The sequence below is a fragment of the Kribbella sp. NPDC056861 genome (genome assembly GCF_040687575.1).
Taxonomy (GTDB): Bacteria; Actinomycetota; Actinomycetes; order Propionibacteriales; family Kribbellaceae; genus Kribbella.
The window spans coordinates 430,107-448,461 of sequence record NZ_JBFBNQ010000003.1 but is presented as its reverse complement, the minus strand read 5'-3'; the positions used below and the strand labels follow the sequence as shown (position 1 = coordinate 448,461).

The 18,355-nt window shown below is 69.3% G+C and carries 19 protein-coding genes; 5 read left to right on the top strand and 14 right to left on the bottom strand.

Going from position 1 to position 18,355, the window contains the following annotated elements:
• Positions 1-12: 12 nt before the first annotated feature.
• The 7 genes from hemB to AB0P21_RS15890 all read right to left on the bottom strand — a co-directional run bounded on the left by hemB (position 13) and on the right by AB0P21_RS15890 (position 7,502).
• The gene (gene hemB, locus AB0P21_RS15920) at positions 13-990 is read right to left on the bottom strand and encodes a porphobilinogen synthase (RefSeq protein ID WP_363697233.1); all 978 of its coding nucleotides are present in this window, start codon (positions 988-990) and stop codon (positions 13-15) included.
• A gap of 4 nt (positions 991-994) precedes the next feature.
• The gene (locus AB0P21_RS15915) at positions 995-2,659 is read right to left on the bottom strand and encodes a uroporphyrinogen-III synthase (RefSeq protein ID WP_363697231.1); all 1,665 of its coding nucleotides are present in this window, start codon (positions 2,657-2,659) and stop codon (positions 995-997) included.
• A gap of 86 nt (positions 2,660-2,745) precedes the next feature.
• Positions 2,746-3,627, bottom strand: a complete 882-nt coding sequence (gene hemC, locus AB0P21_RS15910) for a hydroxymethylbilane synthase (protein ID WP_363697230.1) — start codon at positions 3,625-3,627, stop codon at positions 2,746-2,748.
• Positions 3,624-4,946 carry a glutamyl-tRNA reductase gene (locus AB0P21_RS15905; protein WP_363697229.1) on the bottom strand — a complete coding sequence of 441 codons (1,323 nt, stop codon included), beginning with the start codon at positions 4,944-4,946 and terminating at the stop codon, positions 3,624-3,626. Before AB0P21_RS15905 ends, hemC begins: the two co-directional genes overlap by 4 nt.
• A complete protein-coding gene (locus AB0P21_RS15900; protein ID WP_363697227.1) occupies positions 4,943-5,701 on the bottom strand; it encodes a redox-sensing transcriptional repressor Rex in 759 nt (252 codons plus the stop codon). The genes AB0P21_RS15905 and AB0P21_RS15900 overlap by 4 nt, the downstream gene beginning before the upstream one ends.
• Positions 5,702-5,817: 116 nt before the next feature.
• On the bottom strand, positions 5,818-6,057 hold the full coding sequence (locus tag AB0P21_RS15895) for a glutaredoxin family protein (protein ID WP_363697225.1): 240 nt from the start codon (positions 6,055-6,057) through the stop codon (positions 5,818-5,820).
• Positions 6,054-7,502, bottom strand: coding sequence for an AMP-binding protein (locus AB0P21_RS15890; protein WP_363697224.1), 1,449 nt, complete (start codon positions 7,500-7,502; stop codon positions 6,054-6,056). Before AB0P21_RS15890 ends, AB0P21_RS15895 begins: the two co-directional genes overlap by 4 nt.
• A gap of 36 nt (positions 7,503-7,538) precedes the next feature.
• Between AB0P21_RS15890 and AB0P21_RS15885 the strand changes: the two genes are divergently transcribed.
• From AB0P21_RS15885 to AB0P21_RS15875, 3 genes are all read left to right on the top strand, one after another.
• Positions 7,539-8,453, top strand: a complete 915-nt coding sequence (locus tag AB0P21_RS15885; protein WP_363697223.1) for an HAD-IB family hydrolase — start codon at positions 7,539-7,541, stop codon at positions 8,451-8,453.
• 43 nt (positions 8,454-8,496) lie between these two features.
• Positions 8,497-9,039 (top strand): sigma-70 family RNA polymerase sigma factor, encoded by a 543-nt coding sequence (locus AB0P21_RS15880; protein WP_020388025.1) that lies wholly within the window; start codon positions 8,497-8,499, stop codon positions 9,037-9,039.
• Between the two features lie 209 nt (positions 9,040-9,248).
• Positions 9,249-10,355 carry a DUF5667 domain-containing protein gene (locus AB0P21_RS15875; RefSeq protein ID WP_363697221.1) on the top strand — a complete coding sequence of 369 codons (1,107 nt, stop codon included), beginning with the start codon at positions 9,249-9,251 and terminating at the stop codon, positions 10,353-10,355.
• 101 nt (positions 10,356-10,456) lie between these two features.
• Here AB0P21_RS15875 and AB0P21_RS15870 read toward each other — a convergent pair whose 3' ends face one another.
• The 3 genes from AB0P21_RS15870 to AB0P21_RS15860 all read right to left on the bottom strand — a co-directional run bounded on the left by AB0P21_RS15870 (position 10,457) and on the right by AB0P21_RS15860 (position 12,893).
• Positions 10,457-11,728, bottom strand: coding sequence for a lysophospholipid acyltransferase family protein (locus AB0P21_RS15870; RefSeq protein WP_363697219.1), 1,272 nt, complete (start codon positions 11,726-11,728; stop codon positions 10,457-10,459).
• The gene (locus tag AB0P21_RS15865; protein WP_363697217.1) at positions 11,721-12,728 is read right to left on the bottom strand and encodes an NAD-dependent epimerase/dehydratase family protein; all 1,008 of its coding nucleotides are present in this window, start codon (positions 12,726-12,728) and stop codon (positions 11,721-11,723) included. The genes AB0P21_RS15870 and AB0P21_RS15865 overlap by 8 nt, the downstream gene beginning before the upstream one ends.
• A 63-nt stretch (positions 12,729-12,791) precedes the next feature.
• Positions 12,792-12,893, bottom strand: a complete 102-nt coding sequence (locus AB0P21_RS15860) for an AURKAIP1/COX24 domain-containing protein (protein WP_008356322.1) — start codon at positions 12,891-12,893, stop codon at positions 12,792-12,794.
• 386 nt (positions 12,894-13,279) lie between these two features.
• Between AB0P21_RS15860 and crcB (AB0P21_RS15855) the strand changes: the two genes are divergently transcribed.
• Both crcB (AB0P21_RS15855) and crcB (AB0P21_RS15850) read left to right on the top strand, forming a co-directional pair.
• The gene (crcB, locus tag AB0P21_RS15855; protein WP_363697215.1) at positions 13,280-13,699 is read left to right on the top strand and encodes a fluoride efflux transporter CrcB; all 420 of its coding nucleotides are present in this window, start codon (positions 13,280-13,282) and stop codon (positions 13,697-13,699) included.
• The gene (crcB, locus tag AB0P21_RS15850; RefSeq protein ID WP_363697214.1) at positions 13,696-14,070 is read left to right on the top strand and encodes a fluoride efflux transporter CrcB; all 375 of its coding nucleotides are present in this window, start codon (positions 13,696-13,698) and stop codon (positions 14,068-14,070) included. Before crcB (AB0P21_RS15855) ends, crcB (AB0P21_RS15850) begins: the two co-directional genes overlap by 4 nt.
• A 13-nt stretch (positions 14,071-14,083) precedes the next feature.
• On the opposite strand, the gene AB0P21_RS15845 is transcribed toward crcB (AB0P21_RS15850), so the two are convergent.
• The 4 genes from AB0P21_RS15845 to AB0P21_RS15830 form a co-directional block, all read right to left on the bottom strand.
• Positions 14,084-15,235, bottom strand: a complete 1,152-nt coding sequence (locus AB0P21_RS15845; RefSeq protein ID WP_363697212.1) for a DUF6042 family protein — start codon at positions 15,233-15,235, stop codon at positions 14,084-14,086.
• Between the two features lie 76 nt (positions 15,236-15,311).
• Positions 15,312-16,463, bottom strand: coding sequence for a DNA polymerase III subunit beta (dnaN, locus tag AB0P21_RS15840; protein ID WP_363697210.1), 1,152 nt, complete (start codon positions 16,461-16,463; stop codon positions 15,312-15,314).
• Between the two features lie 141 nt (positions 16,464-16,604).
• The gene (locus AB0P21_RS15835; protein ID WP_020388010.1) at positions 16,605-16,820 is read right to left on the bottom strand and encodes a helix-turn-helix domain-containing protein; all 216 of its coding nucleotides are present in this window, start codon (positions 16,818-16,820) and stop codon (positions 16,605-16,607) included.
• Positions 16,821-16,978: 158 nt separating this feature from the next.
• Positions 16,979-18,154, bottom strand: coding sequence for an acetoin utilization protein AcuC (locus AB0P21_RS15830; protein WP_363697209.1), 1,176 nt, complete (start codon positions 18,152-18,154; stop codon positions 16,979-16,981).
• Positions 18,155-18,355: the final 201 nt, after the last annotated feature.

Genomic DNA, 18,355 nt, shown 5'->3' with positions numbered 1-18,355 from the left:
AACGGGTATGCGCTACCTGAGCAGATGGACCGCTTCGGCTGCCCAGTAGGTCAGGATCGTGTCCGCACCGGCCCGACGGATCGCCGTCAGCGTTTCCAGGATCGCCCGCTCACGGTCGATCCACCCGTTCGCGGCCGCGGCCTCGACCATCGCGTATTCACCCGACACGTTGTACGCCGCAACCGGCACGTTCACGTGGTCGCGGACCTGGCGGATGATGTCGAGGTAGGCAAGCGCCGGCTTCACCATCACCATGTCGGCGCCCTCAGCGAGATCGAGGTCGACCTCGCGGATCGCCTCCCGCGCATTCGACGGGTCCTGCTGGTAGGTCTTCCGATCACCCTGCAGCGACGAGTCGACAGCCTCGCGGAAAGGACCGAAGAACGCCGACGCGTACTTCGCGGAGTACGCCATGATGACCGTCTCCTGGAAGCCGGCCCCGTCCAGCGCGGTACGCACAGCGCCGACCTGGCCGTCCATCATCCCGGACGGTCCGACGACATGCGCGCCGGCCGAAGCCTGCGCGACGCCCATCTCCGCATAAACAGCCAGCGTCGCGTCGTTGTCGACCCGGCCGGCACCATCCAGTACGCCGCAATGCCCGTGATCCGTGAACTCGTCCAGGCACAGATCAGACATCACCAGCAGTTCGTCGCCGGCCTCGGACACCGCGTCCCGGATCGCCACGTTCAGAATGCCGTCGGGATCGAGCGCACCCGAGCCCACAGCATCCTTCGAGGTAGGCACCCCGAAGAGCATCACGCCGCCGAGACCCAGCTGAGCAGCCTCGGCCACGGCCTTGCGAGCTGTGTCGCGGGTGTGCTGGTAGACGCCTGGCATCGAGCCGATCGCGATCGGTTCGTGGGCGCCTTCCCGGATGAACATCGGCAGGATCAGCTGCCGTGGCTCGATGGTCGTCTCGGCGACCAGTCGACGCATCGCCGCGGACGACCGGAGCCGCCGCGGCCTCACACCCGGGAAATCAGACACGGTGCTAGCTCTTCCTACGCGATCCCGAGCGCCGCTCGGACGGACGGGTGACGGGCTCCCCCGCCTCGACCATGGTGTCACGACGGTCCGCGCCGAACCGGGCCAGCGCGTCCGCGAGCTCCTCGGCCGAGGGGGCCTCGGCCATCGCGTCCACCCGCAGACCGTGCTCCTCGGCCGTCTTCAGGGTGGCCGGGCCGATCACCGCGATCACCGTCGACGCGTGCGGCTTGCCGGCGATGCCGACCAGGTTGCGCACGGTCGAGGACGAGGTGAAGACGACCGCGTCGAACTTGCCCGACTTGATCGCCTCGCGGGTCGGCGCGGGCGGCGGGGCGGCCCGGACGGTCCGGTACGCCGTGACGTCGTCGACCTCCCAGCCGAGATCCGTCAGACCGGCGACCAGCGTCTCGGTGGCGATGTCGGCGCGCGGCAGGAAGACCCGGTTGATCGGGTCGAGCACCTCGTCGAACGGCGGCCAGTCCTCGACCAGGCCGGCGGCGGACTGCTCACCCGAGGGCAGCAGGTCCGGGCGGATGCCCCAGGCGGCGATCGACTCGGCGGTCTTCTCGCCGACGGCGGCGATCTTCAGGCCGGAGAACGCCCGCGCGTCCAGGCCGTACTCGTCGAACTTCTCCCGGACCGCCTTGACCGCGTTCACCGAAGTGAAGGCGACCCACTCGTAGCGGCCCTCGACCAGGCCACGGATGGCCTTGTCCATCTGCTGCGGGTTGCGCGGCGGCTCGACCGAGATGGTCGGCACCTCTTCCGGCATCGCGCCGTAGCGGCGCAGCCGGTCCATCAGCGGGCCGGCCTGGTCCTTGGTGCGCGGCACCAGGATCCGCCAGCCGAACAGCGGCTTGGTCTCGAACCAGGACAGCGACTCGCGCTGCTCGACCACGGAGCCGACCACGATCACGGCCTCGCCGACCAGCTTGGCGGCCCGCAGGTCGGCCACGATGGTGCCGAGGGTGCCGACCACGCTGGCCTGCGCGGTCGTCGTACCGCCGATGGTCGCGGCGACCGGCGTACCGGCGTCGAAGCCGGCGTCGGTCAGCGCGGCGACTGTCTCCTTGAGCACCTCGGTGGCGTTCAGCAGTACCAGCGTCTGCTTCGGGTGCAGCTTGCCGAAGTCGAGCTTGGACTCGGCCAGGTCGAGGACCGTGACCTCCCGGTCGCTCTTCATCGTCAGCGGGATCCCCGCGTACGCCGGTACGGCGCTGACCTCGCTGACCCCCGGCACCACGTTGAAGCTGATCCCGGCCTTGCGGCAGGCGGCAGCCTCCTCGGCGCCACTGGAGAAGGTGAACGGGTCGCCGGAGAGCAGGCGGACCACGTTCGCCGAGGCCTTGGCGGTCTTGACCACCAGGCGGGCGCGCGCGGCCACCCGGAGCGCCCGGCTGCCCTCGGCCCCGGAGCCGTCGATGATCTCGACACCCTCGGGGCAGTAGGCCAGGAACGCGTCGTGCTGCGGACCCTCGACCACAACGGCGTCGGCGGTCGCCAACACGTCCCGGCCGGCCAGGGTCAGCAGTGACGGGTCACCAGGGCCGACACCGACGAACGTGACGTGGCCCAGTGGCCTGGTCTGCTTGGCGGTCGTGGTGCTGGCGGCGATCTTGGCCGGCACCTTCTGGGGTGCCGGGGTGGCCGCTGTCTTCGCGCTGCTCACGTCTGCTGTCGCCTTTGCCCTTGTGCTGCTCGTCTTCGTGCTCGTACCAGTGCTCGTGCTCGCCTGCGTCGTGCCCCGTGCCGGTGTCATGTCTGCTCCAGCAACTCGTTCGCGAGTGCGCTACCCAGAGCGTGTGGGTCGTCCACCGGCCCGTTCGCCGACAGCCGCCGTACGCCGCCCTCCTGGCCCAGCGCTCCCCGGAGCCACAGCTCCGGCCCGTCCTCACCTTCGACCACCTCGGCGAGCGCGCCGACCGGAGCCGTGCACCCTGCCTCGAGCGTGGCCAGCATCTGCCGTTCGGCCGTCACCGCCACCCGCACCGCGGAATCGTCCAGCGGGGCTAGGGCCTTGAGTACCGCGTCGTCGTCGTCGCGGCATTCGATGCCCAGAGCACCTTGTCCCGGTGCCGGCAGGATCTGGATCGGATCCAGCGTCTCGGTCACCTCCGACAGCCGGCCCAACCTGGCCAACCCTGCCCTTGCGAGCACCACCGCGTCCAATTTGCCCTCGGTGACCATCGCGATCCGGGTGTCCACGTTGCCGCGGATCCCGGTCAGCTCCAGGCCCAGTCCGAGTGCCTCGAGCTGCGCCACCCGGCGCGGCGACCCGGTGCCGACCAGCGCGCCGGTCTGCAGCTCGCCGAGGCTCAGCCCGTCACGGGCGACCAGTACGTCGCGGGGATCCTCGCGCTGCGGGATCGCGCCGAGGGTCAGCCCCGGCTGCGGCGCGGTCGGCAGGTCCTTGAGCGAGTGCACCGCGATGTCGATCTCGTTCGTGAGCAGCGCGTCCCGCAGCGCGCTGACGAAGACGCCGGTGCCGCCGATCTGCTCGAGCGGCGCGCGGTTCACGTCGCCCGTCGTGGTGATGAGGACGAGTTCGACCTCGTGTCCTTGGGCGCGCAGCCGGTCGGCGACATGGTTCGCCTGGGCCGTTGCGAGCGCTGACCTGCGGGTACCGAGCCGGATCACGCGGGGTCACCTCCAGTGGTCTGCGCCGCGATGGCGGTGGTCTCGTGGGAGGTCTTCGCCGTGGGGGCGGTGACCGCGTCGACGGTGGCCGGGTCGAGCGCGAACAGCTCGCGCAGCGCATCGGCGTACGTCGGGCCGCCGGGATCGGCGGCCAGTTCCTTCACTCGCACAGTCGGGGTGTGCAGCACCTTGTCGACCACCCGGCGGATGGTCCGGGCCACCTCGCCGCGCTGCACGTCGTCGAGCCCGGGCAGCCGGCGGTCCAGCCGGGCCAGCTCGGCGTCGACCATCTCGCTGGCCATCGCCCGCAGCGCGACCACGGTCGGCGTCACGGAGGCGGCGCGACGGGTGGCCTCGAAGGCACCCGTCTCCTCGCCGACGATCCGCCGTACTTCGTCGATGTCGTGCTCGGTGCCACCCGCGGTACCGGCGAGGTCGGCCAGCGTCACCAGCGTCACGCCCGGGATCCGGGCGGCGGCGGGAGCGACGTCCCTGGGCAGCGCGACATCCAGTACGCCGAACGGTCGCCCGTCGGTCGCGTTCCGGATCATGTCTTCAGTCAGTACTACGCCGCGCGCGCCGGTGCACGAGACGACCAGGTCTGCCTCGGCCAGCGCGGCCGGCACCTCGGCCAGGCGGATCGCAGTACCGCCGATCCGGTCGGCCAGGGCGACCGCACGGTCGTAGTTGCGGTTCGCGATGGTGACGCTCGCGGCGCCACCGGCGAGCAAAGTCTGCGCGGCCAGCGAGGCCATCGAGCCGGCGCCGACGACGAGCGCGCGGCGGCCTTCGTAGCCGCCCACCGCGTCGAGTCCGGCGGAGACCACCGAGCGGCCGGCCGAGTCGATCCCGGTCTCGGCGCGAGCGCGCTTACCGACCCGCAACGCGTGCTGGTACAGGGCGTTCAGGCCGGTGCCGATCGTCTCCAGGTCCTGGCCGACGCGCAGCGACTCCTTCACCTGACCGAGGATCTGGCTCTCGCCGACGATCATCGAGTCGAGCCCGACCGACACCTGGAACAGGTGCGCGACGGCGCCTTCCTCGAAATGCACGTAGAGGTGCTCGGCCAGGTCCAGCAGCGGGACGCCGGTGATCTCGGACAGGATCGAGGTGACCTCGTCCATCCCGGCGTGGAAGCGGTCGACGTTGGCGTAGACCTCGGTGCGGTTGCAGGTGGCCAGCACGGCCGACTCGGAGACCGCGGGAGTGTGCTGCACCGCGAGCGCCAGCTTGGTGGCCGCGTCCTGGTCGAGCGCGACCCGCTCCAGCACGGAGATGTCGGCCGAGCGGTGCGAGATACCGACCACGAGGTAACTCACAGGCCGACACCTCCACCCACGCTGGGCAGGTCTGTGACGACACCGTTCATCGCTGGCAGTTCGGGCACCTCGGGGAGCGCCGCCTCTCCGGACTTTCGTTGTTCGTGGTACGCCAGGATCTGCAACTCGATCGAGAGGTCCACCTTGCGGATGTCGACGCCGGCGGGCACGGACAGCACCACCGGCGCGAAGTTCAGGATGCTCGTCACGCCCGCGGCGACCAGCCGGTCGCAGACCTCCTGGGCCGGGCCGGCCGGGGTGGTGATGACGCCGATCGAGACCCGGTCGGAGGCGACGATCTCCTCCAGCTCGGCGAAGTCGCGCACGATCATGTCGCCGATCCGCTCGCCGACCAGGTTCTCGTCGGCGTCCAGCAGCGCGACGATCCGGAAGCCGCGGGTGCCGAAGCCGGAGTAGTTGGCCAGCGCGTGGCCCAGGTTTCCGATCCCGACGATGACGACCGCCCAGTCCTGGGTGACGCCGATCTCGCGGGCGATCTGGTAGCGCAGGTACTCGACGTCGTAGCCGACGCCGCGGGTGCCGTAGGAGCCGAGGTACGACAGGTCCTTGCGGAGCTTCGCCGAGTTGACGCCGGCGGCGGTCGCGAGATCCTCGCTCGACGCGGTGGCGATGCCACTGTCCGACAAGGCGGTCAGGGCCCGCAGGTACACCGGCAAGCGCGCGACAGTGGCCTCGGGAATGCCGCGTTCGGTTCTCGTCGGCGCGCCGGGGCGACGGCTGCGGGCAGGCGTCACAATTCTCCTGGAAAAAGGTGGTTCGCGAGTCACCGCCTCACGGCTGGCGACTACCCCACTCTAGGAGCTTGTGAACGTGAGAACAAAATCGAGAACGTGGCACGTGGCCAAGACCACTAACTTGTCAAGGCCCTCTTCAGCCTGACCGGGTCCACTCGCCAGAAGTCGTGCTGGGCGCCGTCGACGAAGGTGACCGGGATCTGTTCGCCGTACTCCGCGAGCAGTTGGCTGTCCTGAGTGATGTCGATCTCGCTCCAGGTGACGCCGAGCTCGGCGCAGACCTGGCTGACGATCACCCGGGCGTCGTCACACAGGTGACAACCGGGCTTGCCGTAGAGGGTGACCCGATCGCTCACCGGTCCGCCTCGCGCAGCCGGCCCTTCGCCACCTTGCCGGTGACCGAGTGCGGCAGGTTGTCCACCACGTCGAGCTCGACCGGGCACTTGAACCGGGCCAGCCGGGTGGCGGCGTACTCGAGCACCTCGGCCGGATCCACGGCGGCGCCGGTCTTCGGTACGACGAACGCCTTGACCGCCTCGCCGGTGTCGTCGGACGGCACACCGATGACGGCCGCCTCGCGGACCCCGGGAGCCTGGACGAGAACCTCCTCGACCTCGCTCGGGAACACGTTGAAGCCGGACACGATGATCAGCTCACGGAGCCGGTCGACCAGGAACAGGTCGCCGTCGGCATCCAGGAAACCGACGTCGCCGGTGCGGTACCAGCCCTCGTCGTCCGGGCCGTCGACACCGTCCGGCCAGTAGCCGGAGAACAGGTTCTTGCCGCGGATCAGGATCTCGCCCGGGTCGTCGCCCTCGACGTCCTCCCCCTGCTCGTCGGCGATCCGCAGGTCCACGTGCGGCAGCGGCCGGCCGACGGAGCCAGGCTTCGGGTCGTGCTCGCCGAGCGTGGTGGTGACACCGGGCGAGGCCTCGGTCAGCCCGTAGCCCTGGTGCACGAACAACCCGCTGGCCTGCTCGAACCGGTCCGCGAGCCCGCGATCCAGGGTCGAGGCGCCGGTCAGCACCACCTTGACGGTGGCCAGCGCCTCCCGCAGGTCGGGCCGGGCGATGAACGCGTTCAGGGCCGGCGGCGCGAGCGGCAACCGCGTCACGGCGTACCGGCGGATCAGGTCGATGGTGGCGGTGGAGTCGAACCGCGCCTCGATGACCAGCTGCGCCCCGGTCGCGACGGCCCAGCCGAGCACCGCGTTGAGGCCGAACGCGTGGAACATCGGCAGGACGCCGAGCACCACGTCCTCGGGCCCCATCCGGTCCTCGCCGAGGTCGGCGAGATTGCGCACATTGGCGCCGAGCGCGCGGTGGGTCAGCATCGCTGCCCGCGGATCCCCGCTGGTCCCGGACGTGTAGAGCAGGACCGCGAGGGCCTCCGGGTCGGTCTGCGGCGTAAGCGGAGCGTCACCGCCGAGCTCGCCGGCCCGGACCACCCGGACCCCGTCGACCTTGTCCGCGAGGTCGCCGTCGACGACCGCGAGCCGGGCGCCGGAGTGCGCGATCACGTTCCCGATCTCGCCCTTGGTCAGGCCGGTGTTGAGCGGTACGGCGACCAGCCCGGCGCGAAGACATCCCAGGTAGGAGGTGACGAACTCGATGCTGTTGGCCAGCACGAGCACCACCCGGTACCCCGGCACCAGACCCGCCGCCGAGTAGCCCCGGGCAGCCGCGTCCACGGCCGCGTCGAGCTGGCTCCAGGTCAGCCGCCGGTCCCCGTCGACCAGCGCCGGACGTTCGCCGTGACGTTGCGCTGTGTCACGAAGAACATCCGCGAAGTTGAAGTTCACCAGGCGAGTCTGTCACGAGACCGCTAGGGTCTGTCTGTGACTCGACCAACGACGCGTGATCTGCGCGCCCGGTCGGTGCTGGCCGGTGAGGCCAGTGCGGCCGCCGCCGAGCTCGAGGCGGCGCTGCGGACACCGCCGGTGACTCATGCCGCCGCGTTCTTCGACGTGGACAACACGATGCTGCAGGGCGCCTCGGTGTTCCACCTGGCCCGGGGTCTGTACCGGCGCAGGTTCTTCACCGGCCGGGAGATCGCCGCCAAGGCGGTCGCCCAGCTGCGCTTCCGGCTGCAGGGCGAGACGCCCGAGTCGGTCGCCGAGGCGCGCTCGTCGGCGCTGGACTTCATCGCCGGCCACCGGGTGTCCGAAGTACAGATCCTGGTCGAGGAGATCTTCGACGAGCTGATGGCGGACAAGATCTGGCCGGGCACCAAAGCCCTGGCCCAGCAGCACCTGGACGCCGGCGAGCGGGTCTGGCTGGTGACCGCGGCGCCGGTCGAGGTGGCCCGCCTGCTGGCCCGCCGGCTCGGTCTGACCGGTGCACTGGGAACGATTGCAGAAGCGCGGGACGGGGTCTATACAGGCCGTCTGGTCGGCGATATCCTGCACGGTCCGGCGAAGGCGGAGGCGGTCCGCGCGCTGGCGGCGCACGAGGGGCTTCACCTGGCCGATTGTGCGGCCTACTCGGATTCGGTCAACGATCTGCCGATGCTCGAGTTGGTGGGCCACCCCTGCGCGGTCAACCCCGATTCCAGGCTCCGCCGGCACGCCGCGGTGGCCGGCTGGCGGGTCCGCGATTACCGGTCCGGACAGAAGGCGGCACGCCGCGTGCTGTTGACAGCGGGTGCTCTAGGCGTAACGCTCGGTGCTGTCTCAGCCGCTGTGGCCATCCGCGGCAGTGTCTTGCAAGAACGTGTCATTCGTGGGCGTGTCAGACGCAGACGTGTCAGTTGAACGGGGAGAGAACTTGACGACGCCGGAGCCAAGCCCGGACGGGATGAGACGCGCAGAGCTCGTCGATCGCGCCCAGGCAGGGGACGTCGGTGCGTTCGGCGAGCTGTACGACGAGTACTCGCTGACCGTGTATCGCTACATCTACGCCCGGGTGTCGTCATCGGCACTCGCGGAGGACCTGACCAGTGAGACGTTCGTCCGGGCGCTGCGCGCGCTGGACTCGTTCCGCTGGCAGGGCCGGGACTTCGGTGCCTGGCTGGTGACGATCGCCCGGAACCTGATCACCGACCACTACAAGTCGGGACGGGTCCGGCTCGAGGTGGTCACCGACGAGATCGAGACGCACGACCGGCAGACCGAGGGCCCGGAGGTGGACGTGCTGGCCGCGGCCACCGCCGAGGTACTGCGGGACGCCGTCGCCGCGCTGCCCGAGGAGCAGCGCGACTGCCTGACGATGCGATTCTTCGCCGGTCTGTCGATCGCGGAGACGGCCAAGGCGCTGGAGAAATCCGAGGGCGCCGTCAAGCAACTGCAACTGAGGGCCGTCCGGCACTTGGCGAAGGTTATCCCCAAGGACTTGAGGTGAGGAGGATGACAACGAATGTCTTTCGTAACCCGTCAGGGAGTTTCCTCGTTTGCCTGTGTGAGGACCTTTCGGTGACCCCGATCGGCCATTGAGGAGAACGAGAACTCATGAGTGACCTACACAGGGCTCGAGCGCGCGCGGAGACCTTCGCGCACGCCGTCGATCACGGGCCCCGTCACTCTTCGCGACTGAGCGATGACCCTGAGCTGATGGAAGCTGTGGAGCTGGTCGGACGGCTGAGGACCGCCGGCGCAGTGACACCGCGACCGGAGTTCGCTGCCGAGCTGAGGCACCGCCTCCTCGAGCAGGCCGCGGCGCGAGCCGCGACAACGACTCCGACCGTGGTACCCAGCGTCCCGGACAGCTCGGACGAACCGCCTCCGCGCGAGGACGACGACGCGTCCGTGACAGATATCCGCCATCGTCAAGGCCGGCGTATCCGGCTGCTGGCCAGTACCGCCGCACTGGTTCTGCTCGGAGGTGGCATCGGTTCTGCCGCCGCCGCTCAGCAGGCGATGCCAGGCGACGCGCTCTACGGGATGAAGCGTGGGATCGAGAACGTCTCGACCAACGTCAGCGTCGGGGACGGTTCCCGGGGCCGGCGCGAGCTCGACCACGCCGAGACCCGGTTGTCCGAGATCAGGGCGCTGGTGAACAACGGTGGCGACGTGGCCACCATCAACAGCACGCTCGCCGAGTTCGCCGCCCAGTCCCGCAAGGGCATCACCCGGCTGATCGCGTCGTACGTGCAGGACGGCGATCCGGCCTCCATCACGGCAGTCACCGCGTTCATCACCAGCGCCCGCCAGGCCATCGGTGAGCTAGCGCCCAAGCTGCCCCCGGAGTCGCTCAAGCCGGCCGTCGAGGCGTTGGCGACGATCGAGGACCTGGCCCAGCAGAGCGCTGCGGCCTGCCCGAAGTGCGAGAAGCCCAAACCGGCCAGGAACGCGGGTCCGCCGCCGGCGGTCAACCCCGGCACCGAGCCGAGTACGCCGATCAAGGGCAACACCACGCCGACCCGCAAGCCGTCGGCGGTCGCCCCGTCGGCCAAGCCGAGCAGCACGGCCAGCGTGGCCCCGCCGAGCGAGACGGTGGACACCACCATCGTCGAGCAGCCGACCACCGTCCCCACCGACCTGAAGACGCCGCCCCGCCCGTCGAGCAAGCCGAGCACGACACCGTCGGGACCGACCGTCCCCACGCTGCCGACCCCCGGCACGCCCAGCTGGCCCTGGCCCTTCCCGACCCTGAGCCTGCCACTCCCGACGATCAACCTGCCGGGCGTGCTCCAGACTCTGTTGCCACCCTGGAAGTAACCCTTCCGCGTACTACCGAAGAGCCCGGTTTCCTGAGGAGGAGCCGGGCTCTTCGTCTGCCGTAGGACACCCGGCTGACCGAGGGCTGTACTACAAAGTGGTCAGAAGAAGACGCTGCGGCGTTGCATCAGGAGGGTGTAGAGGGTCTGCTGGATGGTTTCGCGGACCTGGTCGGTGACGTTGAAGACCAGCATCGGGTCGTCGGCGGCGCCGTCGGCGAACTCGTCGGTACGGATCGGCTCGCCGAACTCGATCAGCCACTTCGACGGCAGCGGGATCATGCCGAGCGGCCCGAGCAGCGGGAAGAACGGGGTGACCGGGATGTACGGGACGCCGACCAGCCGGGCCAGCGACGCCATGTTGCCGACCAGGGGGTAGATCTCCTCGGCGCCGACGATCGAGCACGGGATGATCGGTACGCCGGTCCGCATGGCCGCGCTGACGAAGCCGCCGCGGCCGAAGCGCTGGAGTTTGTAGCGCTCGCTGAACGGTTTGCCGAGACCCTTGAAGCCCTCCGGCCAGACGCCGACCAGGTTGCCCTGGCGCAGCAGCCGCTCGGCATCGTCGTTGCTCGCCATCGTCGCGCCGCCCTTGCGGGCCAGTTCGCCGACGAACGGGGTCTTGAAGACCAGGTCGGCCGCGAGCGTGCGCAGCGGCCGGTTGGTGTGGTCGGCGACGATCAGCTGGGTGATCAGGCCGTCGATCGGCATCGTGCCGGAGTGGTTCGCGACGATCAGCGCGCTGCCGGTGTCGGGGATGTTCTCGATCCCGCGCACCTCGACCCGGAACCACTTCTCCGCGAGCGGCCGCAGGCTGCTCAGCAGCACCTGGTCGGTCAGGTCGGAGTCGTAGCCGAACTCGTCGACCTCGTAGTCCCCGGTCAGCCGCCGGCGCAGGAACGCCAGGAACTCGGCGACCTTCCGCTCCCCGTCGACCCCGAGCGTCTCCCGCACCATCTTCTCGAACGCCGCGAAGTCGCGCAGCGCCGAGCTCTCCCCGACCTCGACGCCACTGGGTTCACTGGAATCGCTGGGCTCGAGGTCGGGAACAATCGTTGGTCCGTCGAGGTCCGAGGTGTCCAGCGGCAACGACTCGACCGAAGGCGCACTGTCAGCGGGCAGCCCTGCCTTGCTTGTTTTGCTCTTACCGATTCGGCTCTTGCTTTTTGCCTTCTCCGGACCGGCTTCGGCTGCGGCAGGCTTGGCAGCCGCGCGGGCCTGCGCGGCCCGGGCTCGCTCGGTCCGTTCGGCTCTGTTCTTGGCCGCATCGGGCCCCGCGAGTGCGCGCGCGGCCGAGGACGGAGTGGTACGGCGTCCGCTGCCACGGCCCGGGCGGCCTCCCGATCCGATCGGGATGACGTCGGCGTCAGCCACGCAGTGCCCCCAGTCCGGCGGTCAGCAGGCGCGAGGCTTGAGTGACCGCCCCGGCGCCCAGGTGGGCGCGGAAGTCGTCGAAGGCGCCGGCCGTCGTGTACTCCGGTTCGAAGGCGAACTCGCTGCGCATCCGGGTGGTGTCCACCGCGCGCCCGTAGGTCAGGAAGGTGATCTGGTCCGGCGAGAAGTCAGCCAGTCGCGCGCGGCGCACGACGGCCGCAGTACTGGCTGCTGTGAACGACGGCAGCCGGAAAGCGGGCCGGCCGAGCCGGCGGATCGCCTGGGACAGTGAGAGCACTCCGTCGCCGGCCAGGTTGAAGGTGCCGGGCAGGTCGTTGACCGTCGCGTGGTGGATCGCCTCGACGCCGTCGTCCTCGTGCAGGAACTGCAGCCGGGCGTCGAAGCCGAAAACGGTCGGCACCACCGGCATCGCGAAGTACCGGGTGATCGGGGAGTCGGTCTGCGGGCCGATCCAGTTGGCCATCCGCAGGGTGCTGACGCAGACGTCGGGGCGGCGCCGGGCGAAGCCGCGCACGTACCCCTCGACCTCGACCGCGTCCTTGCTCAACCCGGTCTGGTGGATCGCCCGGGGGGCCATCTCCTCGGTGAACATCGCGGGGTCGCGGGGACCGGCGCCGTACACCGTGGTCGACGACTTGACCACGAGCTTGCGCACACCGGGCGCCTTCTGACACGCGGCGAGCAGTTGCATGGTGCCGATGACGTTGATTTCCTTCATCGACGACCGTCCCCCGGCGCTGCCAGGGGTCGCCACGACGCCCGTGTGGACGACCGTGTCGACGTCCTCACCGGCGATGACCTTCGCGATGACGGGGTTGCGGATGTCTGCCCGGACGAACCGGACCCGACCGAGTTCGGCCCGTGGTGGGACGACATCGATGCCGATCACGGTGTCGATACCGGGATCAGCTGCCAGGCGGCGGGCACAACGAGCACCGGCGTCCCGGGAGACGCCGGTAACCATTACTACCTGTGCCACGAGTACCCCCAGCCAGACAGCAACTCCATCGACGCCACCCTGAGAACAGGGCGGCGGGAACTGCTACTTGCCGAGCTTGCGGCGCTGCACCCGCGTCTTCTTCAGCAGCTTGCGGTGCTTCTTCTTCGCCATACGCTTACGGCGCTTCTTGATAACGGAACCCACAGTGGACCATCCAAACTTAAAGAGAGCGTCAGCAAAGCCTACCTGCAGGTCACCTTGTAGACCTAAGTGAGGCGTGCTGAGTGTGCCCTGTGGTCCGCCGGCGCCCGTCGTGAGGGTGGGTTTCGCCGACTGGGAAGCTCCACCTTAGCGCTCAGCCGAGGTGTTCCCAGGTGTAGAGGGCGAGCTCGCGACCCTTCTCGGTGACCCAGCTTCGATCTCGAGCAGCACCTGCGGCATCTCGGCGACCTCGTGCGCGTAGGCCGTGATCAGTTTCACGGCAGGCCGCTCACCGTCCGTGGTGATCGCGAGCTGGATGCCGAGTACTCCGTTGCGCGGTCGGCCGGGTCAGGGCGCTGGTCAGCTCCCCGGTCGATTACCGTGCTGGAGTGCGAAGCAAGCTGCTGGGGCGTGGCGACGCGGCCGTCCTCGGGGTCATCGCTCTGGGTGGAGCGATCGGCGCCGGCGCACGCTACCTGTTCGGGCTCGCCTGGCCGACACCATCCGGATCGTTGCCCTGGGCCACTATGTCGATCAACGTGCTCGGCTGCGCGACGATCGGCGTGCTGATGGTGCTGGTCGCTGAGGTGTGGAGTGGGCAGCGGCTGCTGCGGCCGTTCGTGGGGACCGGGATTCTGGGTGGGTTCACCACCTTCTCGACGTACGCCGTCGACATCCAGCAGCTCATCGCGAATGGTCATCCGGTCACGGCACTGAGCTATCTGCTGGCAACCGTCGTCGGCGCGATGGTCGCGGTTTGGACCGGCACCGCGGTGACGCGCGCGGCGGTCAGGAGGACCCGGCGATGAGGCTGCTGCTGGTGATCGCGGGCGCTGTGGTCGGGGCTCCGCTGCGCTACTTGATCGACCGAGCTGTGCAAGCCCGCCACGACAGTGGTTTTCCGTGGGGCACGTTCACCGTCAACGTCGTCGGATCGGTGATTCTGGGGTTCGTCACCGGTGCCACCATCGCGGGCAATGCGCCGCAGTGGGTGCAGCTTCTGGTCGGTACCGGCTTCTGCGGCGCCCTCACTACCTATTCCACTTTCTCCTACGAGACGCTGCGTCTGTACGAGAAGAACGCGAAGCTCGCTGCCCTCGCCAACGTGACGGCCAGCGTCCTGGCGGGCTTGGGAGCCGCCTACCTCGGCATCGCGGTCAGCCACGCCATCTGGGCCTGACGCCGAGCAGCAGTCAATAGGATCTGGCCGGGAGCACGGTCACGGTGAACTCCCCCGCCAAGTCGCCGGTGATCCGCAAAAGCTCACGCAGTACTCCGTCGCCCAGCGCCCCGCGGACGTCGTCCTCCTCGGCGAGGGTGCGCTCCGCCAGCGTCGCGATCGTGGTCTGCTTCGCGCCGCCCCACAAGGCCAGCGTCATCAGGTCGGACGTGAACGAGGTGTACTTGCTCATGCTCTGGTACACCTCGAGCTTGGCCAGTACTTCGGCGGAAAGCTGCAAGACCTGCTGGGGCAACGGCGGAGCAGGCGCCTGGCGGTAGCGGTTGCCGTCGAAGGTCAGACAGCCGAGCGCCGTGAACAACGGCGGGAGCATCCGCCGGGTGGTCGGCTCCGGCCGGCCGAGTTGCTCGGCGGCCTCGGCGACGGTCATCAGCGCGAACCCATGGTCGTCCGCGGTCAGCGGCTGATCCAGCCAGTTCTCGCCCCAGGAGTGCTCTGTTGCCCACCGGCTCAGCTCCTCGAGCGACGTGCCTTCGTCGCCTTGCCCGACGTACCCGAGGTCGACCACGATCCCGGCTGTCGCGTACCCGAGCAGGTAGCCCCAGCCCGGATCCCCGGTAGGCACCGCCGGCTGATGCCGGCGGAACCAGCGCGGTGGCTCCAGTTCACCGACCGGCCAGAAGTCCAACTGCCAAAGGCTCGACAGCCGCGCGGCCGCTGCCTCCTCGGCCTCCAGTTCCGTCCCGGCACCGGATTGCCTCAGTTCCCGATGCGTGACACGGACCCGATACAGCCCTGGCTCGCCCAGGTGAACGTGTTCCTCGACCGCAAAGCCCGTCACCGTGGTCAATGAGATCGAGCCACTGTCGCTGCGGTACGGCAGCTCGACCAGGTCGGCCCACTGCGGTACTCCGTCCTGGTCCAGTGCTCCGTCCGCGACCGGCGGTCCGTCATAGGCTCGCAACCCCACCAGGCACGGCAGATCACCAGAGGCTGCTTGGAGCCAACCGCTGCCGGTCCGGGCGACGGTCCCGCAAGGCTGTGCATCCGTGCCGTGCTCCTCCAGGAGCCCGGCATCGACGAAGTGGCCGTGGACATCGCGCACCGTCAGCGTGCCGAACTCCGGCAGGTAGCCGTCGTCCTCGTACTCCGCCAACAGCGTCATCCATCAACCCTAGCCAGCGCCTCGGACTGTCCACAGGTGTCAGTTCCAGCAACCTGGACCGCTCGTCAGCAGCGGCTCAGCTGTTGTGCAGCCGGACCGGCATCAGGATGTAGCGGAAGTTGGTCAACGGCGCTTCCTCCAGGTCGGTGGCGCCGGTCAGCTCGGCCGGCTTGGTCGGTTGGGTGAAGGCGAGATGCGCCACCGGCGTACCGATCGCGTGCAGGCCGTCCAGCAGGTACGTCGGGTTGAAGCCGACCGTGACCGGTTCGCCGGTCAGCTGGGTCTCGATCGTCTCGGAGGCTTGGGCTTCGTCGCCGTTGCCCGCGTCGAGGGTGGCGCCCTCCGCGGTGAAGGTGATCCGCACCGGCGCATTGCGCTCCGCCACCAGGGCAACGCGTTTGACCGCCTCGACCAGCGTCGCCGTACCGATCCGGACCCGGGTCTCGATCGCGTCCTCGGCCGGCATCAGGTTGCGCACCTTCGGGAAGCTGCCGTCCAGCAGCCTGGTCGTCGTCCACCGAGAGCCCCCGGACACCTCCCCGGCGAAGCCGGCCAGCCCGTCTCCGCCCGCCGCGTCCCGATCGAGGGACAGGGTGAGGGTCGACCCCGTCATCGCCCTGGCGGTCTCGGAGAGGACGCGAGCCGGGATCAGCGTCGTGGCCGACGCCTCCGGCTCGTCGGGCTCCCACTCCAGCTCGCGCACGGCCAGCCGGTACCGGTCGGTGGCGAGCAGCGTGATGGTCGGCCCCTCGATCTCCATCCGCACGCCGGTGAAGACCGGCATCGTGTCGTCACGACTGGCCGATCCCGCGACCTGCGCGACCGCTCGCGCGAACACGTCGCTGCGGATCGCCCCACTGCTCGGCGGTTGCTCCGGCAGCGCCGGGTACTCACCCACCGGCAGCGTCTGCAGGACGAAGCGCGACGTCCCGCACACCAGCACGGCCTTGGCGCCGTCGACGCTGAAGTCGATCGCCTGGTGCGGCAGGCTCTTGACGATGTCTGCCACCAGCCGCCCCGAGACCAGGCATCGCCCGGGATCGGCCACCTGGGCCGGCAACGTGACCCGGTGCGAGGTCTCGTAGTCGAACCCCGACAGCGTCAGCTCCCCCTCGGACGCCTCCATCAGCAACCCCGCCAGAATCGGCACACTGGGCCGGCTGGGCAGACTCCGCCCCACCCACGCCACCGACTCCACCAGCAGGTCCCGCTCCACCCGTACCTTCATGCCAACCGCCTCCCAGCTTCCTCACTGGGCTCTACTCAAGCACCGGCCACCGACAGTTTCGGGAGGGCTGGAATGTGACAGCAGGCAAGGCGAAGCGGCCGGTTCCCGTGAGGGAGGTCCGGCCGCTTTCGCTTCTCGTGGTTACCCGGCTTGGTAGAACGCGCCCTTGAGGTAGTCGTGCACGGCATCCTCAGACACCCGGAACGACCGACCCACCCGCACCGCGGGCAGCTCGCCGGAGTGCACCAGGCGGTACACCGTCATCTTGGACACGCGCATGGCCGTGGCAACCTCTGCCACGGTCAGAAACTTCACCTCGGCGAGCGGCGACTCACCACCGGACTTCTTTGATGCCATAACGCACCGCACTTCCAGCACGGGTCGTGCGCCGGCTTCCCCTCCGGCACCTCCGCCCGTGCATGAACCGAGCGTAGTGGCTGTTGGTGCGAATGGGAAAGGGGGTGTCTGGTGTGACTGGATGGTTCAGTCTCGAATTAGTTTCAAACGACTGACATTCAGTACGTCGGATCCAGTCCCAGCAGCGGGAAACTGACGTCCCGGGTCGCCTTGATCGACCGGTCCAGCCAGGTGTCGGGGTTGTAGCCGGTCGACCAGTCGACGTACTCCGGGGTCCGGCCGTCCGTCATCCGCGACGGCGCGATCCGCCCATAGAGCCGGTTCACGTCCTCACGCCACGACTCCGGTACCGCGGTCGCCGGATCGATCGGCTGACCGGCCACGATCGCCAGCAGATGCGTCCAGGCGCGCGGAACGACGTCGATGATCGCGTAGCCGCCGCCACCGGTCGCGACCCACTTGCCGCCGCAGATCTCGTGGGCCAGGTCGTGCAGGGCCAGGTACGCCGCTCGCTGGCCGTCGATCGTCTTGGTCAGGTGCGCCAGCGGGTCCTCCACGTGGGAGTCGCATCCGTGCTGGGTGACGAGCACCGACGGGCGGAACGCCTTCAGCACGTCCGGCACGATCGCGTGGAACGCCCGCAGCCAGCCCGCGTCCCCGGTGCCGGGCGGCAGCGGGATGTTCACCGCGGAGCCCAGCGCATCCGGCCCACCGGTCTCCCCCGCCGAACCGGTGCCCGGGAACAGCGTGGTCGGCGACTCGTGCAGGCTCACGGTCAGCACTCGCGGGTCGTTGTAGAACACCGTCTGCACACCGTCGCCGTGATGCACGTCGACATCGACGTACGCGACTCGCTCGGCGCCGTGGTCGAGCAGCCACTGGATCGCGACGGCCGGGTCGTTGTAGACGCAGAAGCCACTAGCGGTCGAGGGCATCGCGTGGTGCAGTCCGCCGGAGATGTTGGCGGCGTGCAGCACGTCGCCCTCCCAGACCGCCCGGGCCGCCTCGACGGAAGCGCCGACCACGTGCGCCGACGCCTCGTGCATCCGCGGGAAGCAGTACGTGTCGTCGGTGCCCAGACCGTGGTCCGGATCCGGCTCGTCGGGATTCAGCCCGGCCCGTTTCACCGCCGCGATGTACTCCGCGCTGTGCACGGTCCGCAGCAGCGCATCGTCGGCCACCGGCGCCGGGACCACCTTCAGCTGATCCAGTACGCCGAGGGCACGCGCCAGCCGGATGGTCAGATCCACCCGGATCGGACTCATCGGGTGCCCGTGGCCGAAGTCGTACGCCGTCAGACCCTCGTCGAAGACCAGCATCGCCTCACCGCTCATGCCCCCGACCTTAGCCCGCAGCCGCGGTACGGGCCTGCGTTCGATCGGCGGGCTTGCGCTCAGTGACCAGGATGCGGTTATTCTGATTCCGTGAACACCGCGCGTCAGTTGACTTTGCAGGACTGGTGGGCCGCCTAGGCGGACCCCCAGCGTTCACACGCTGCCAACAGGCCGTCTCACCGAGGCGGCCTTTTTGTTTGC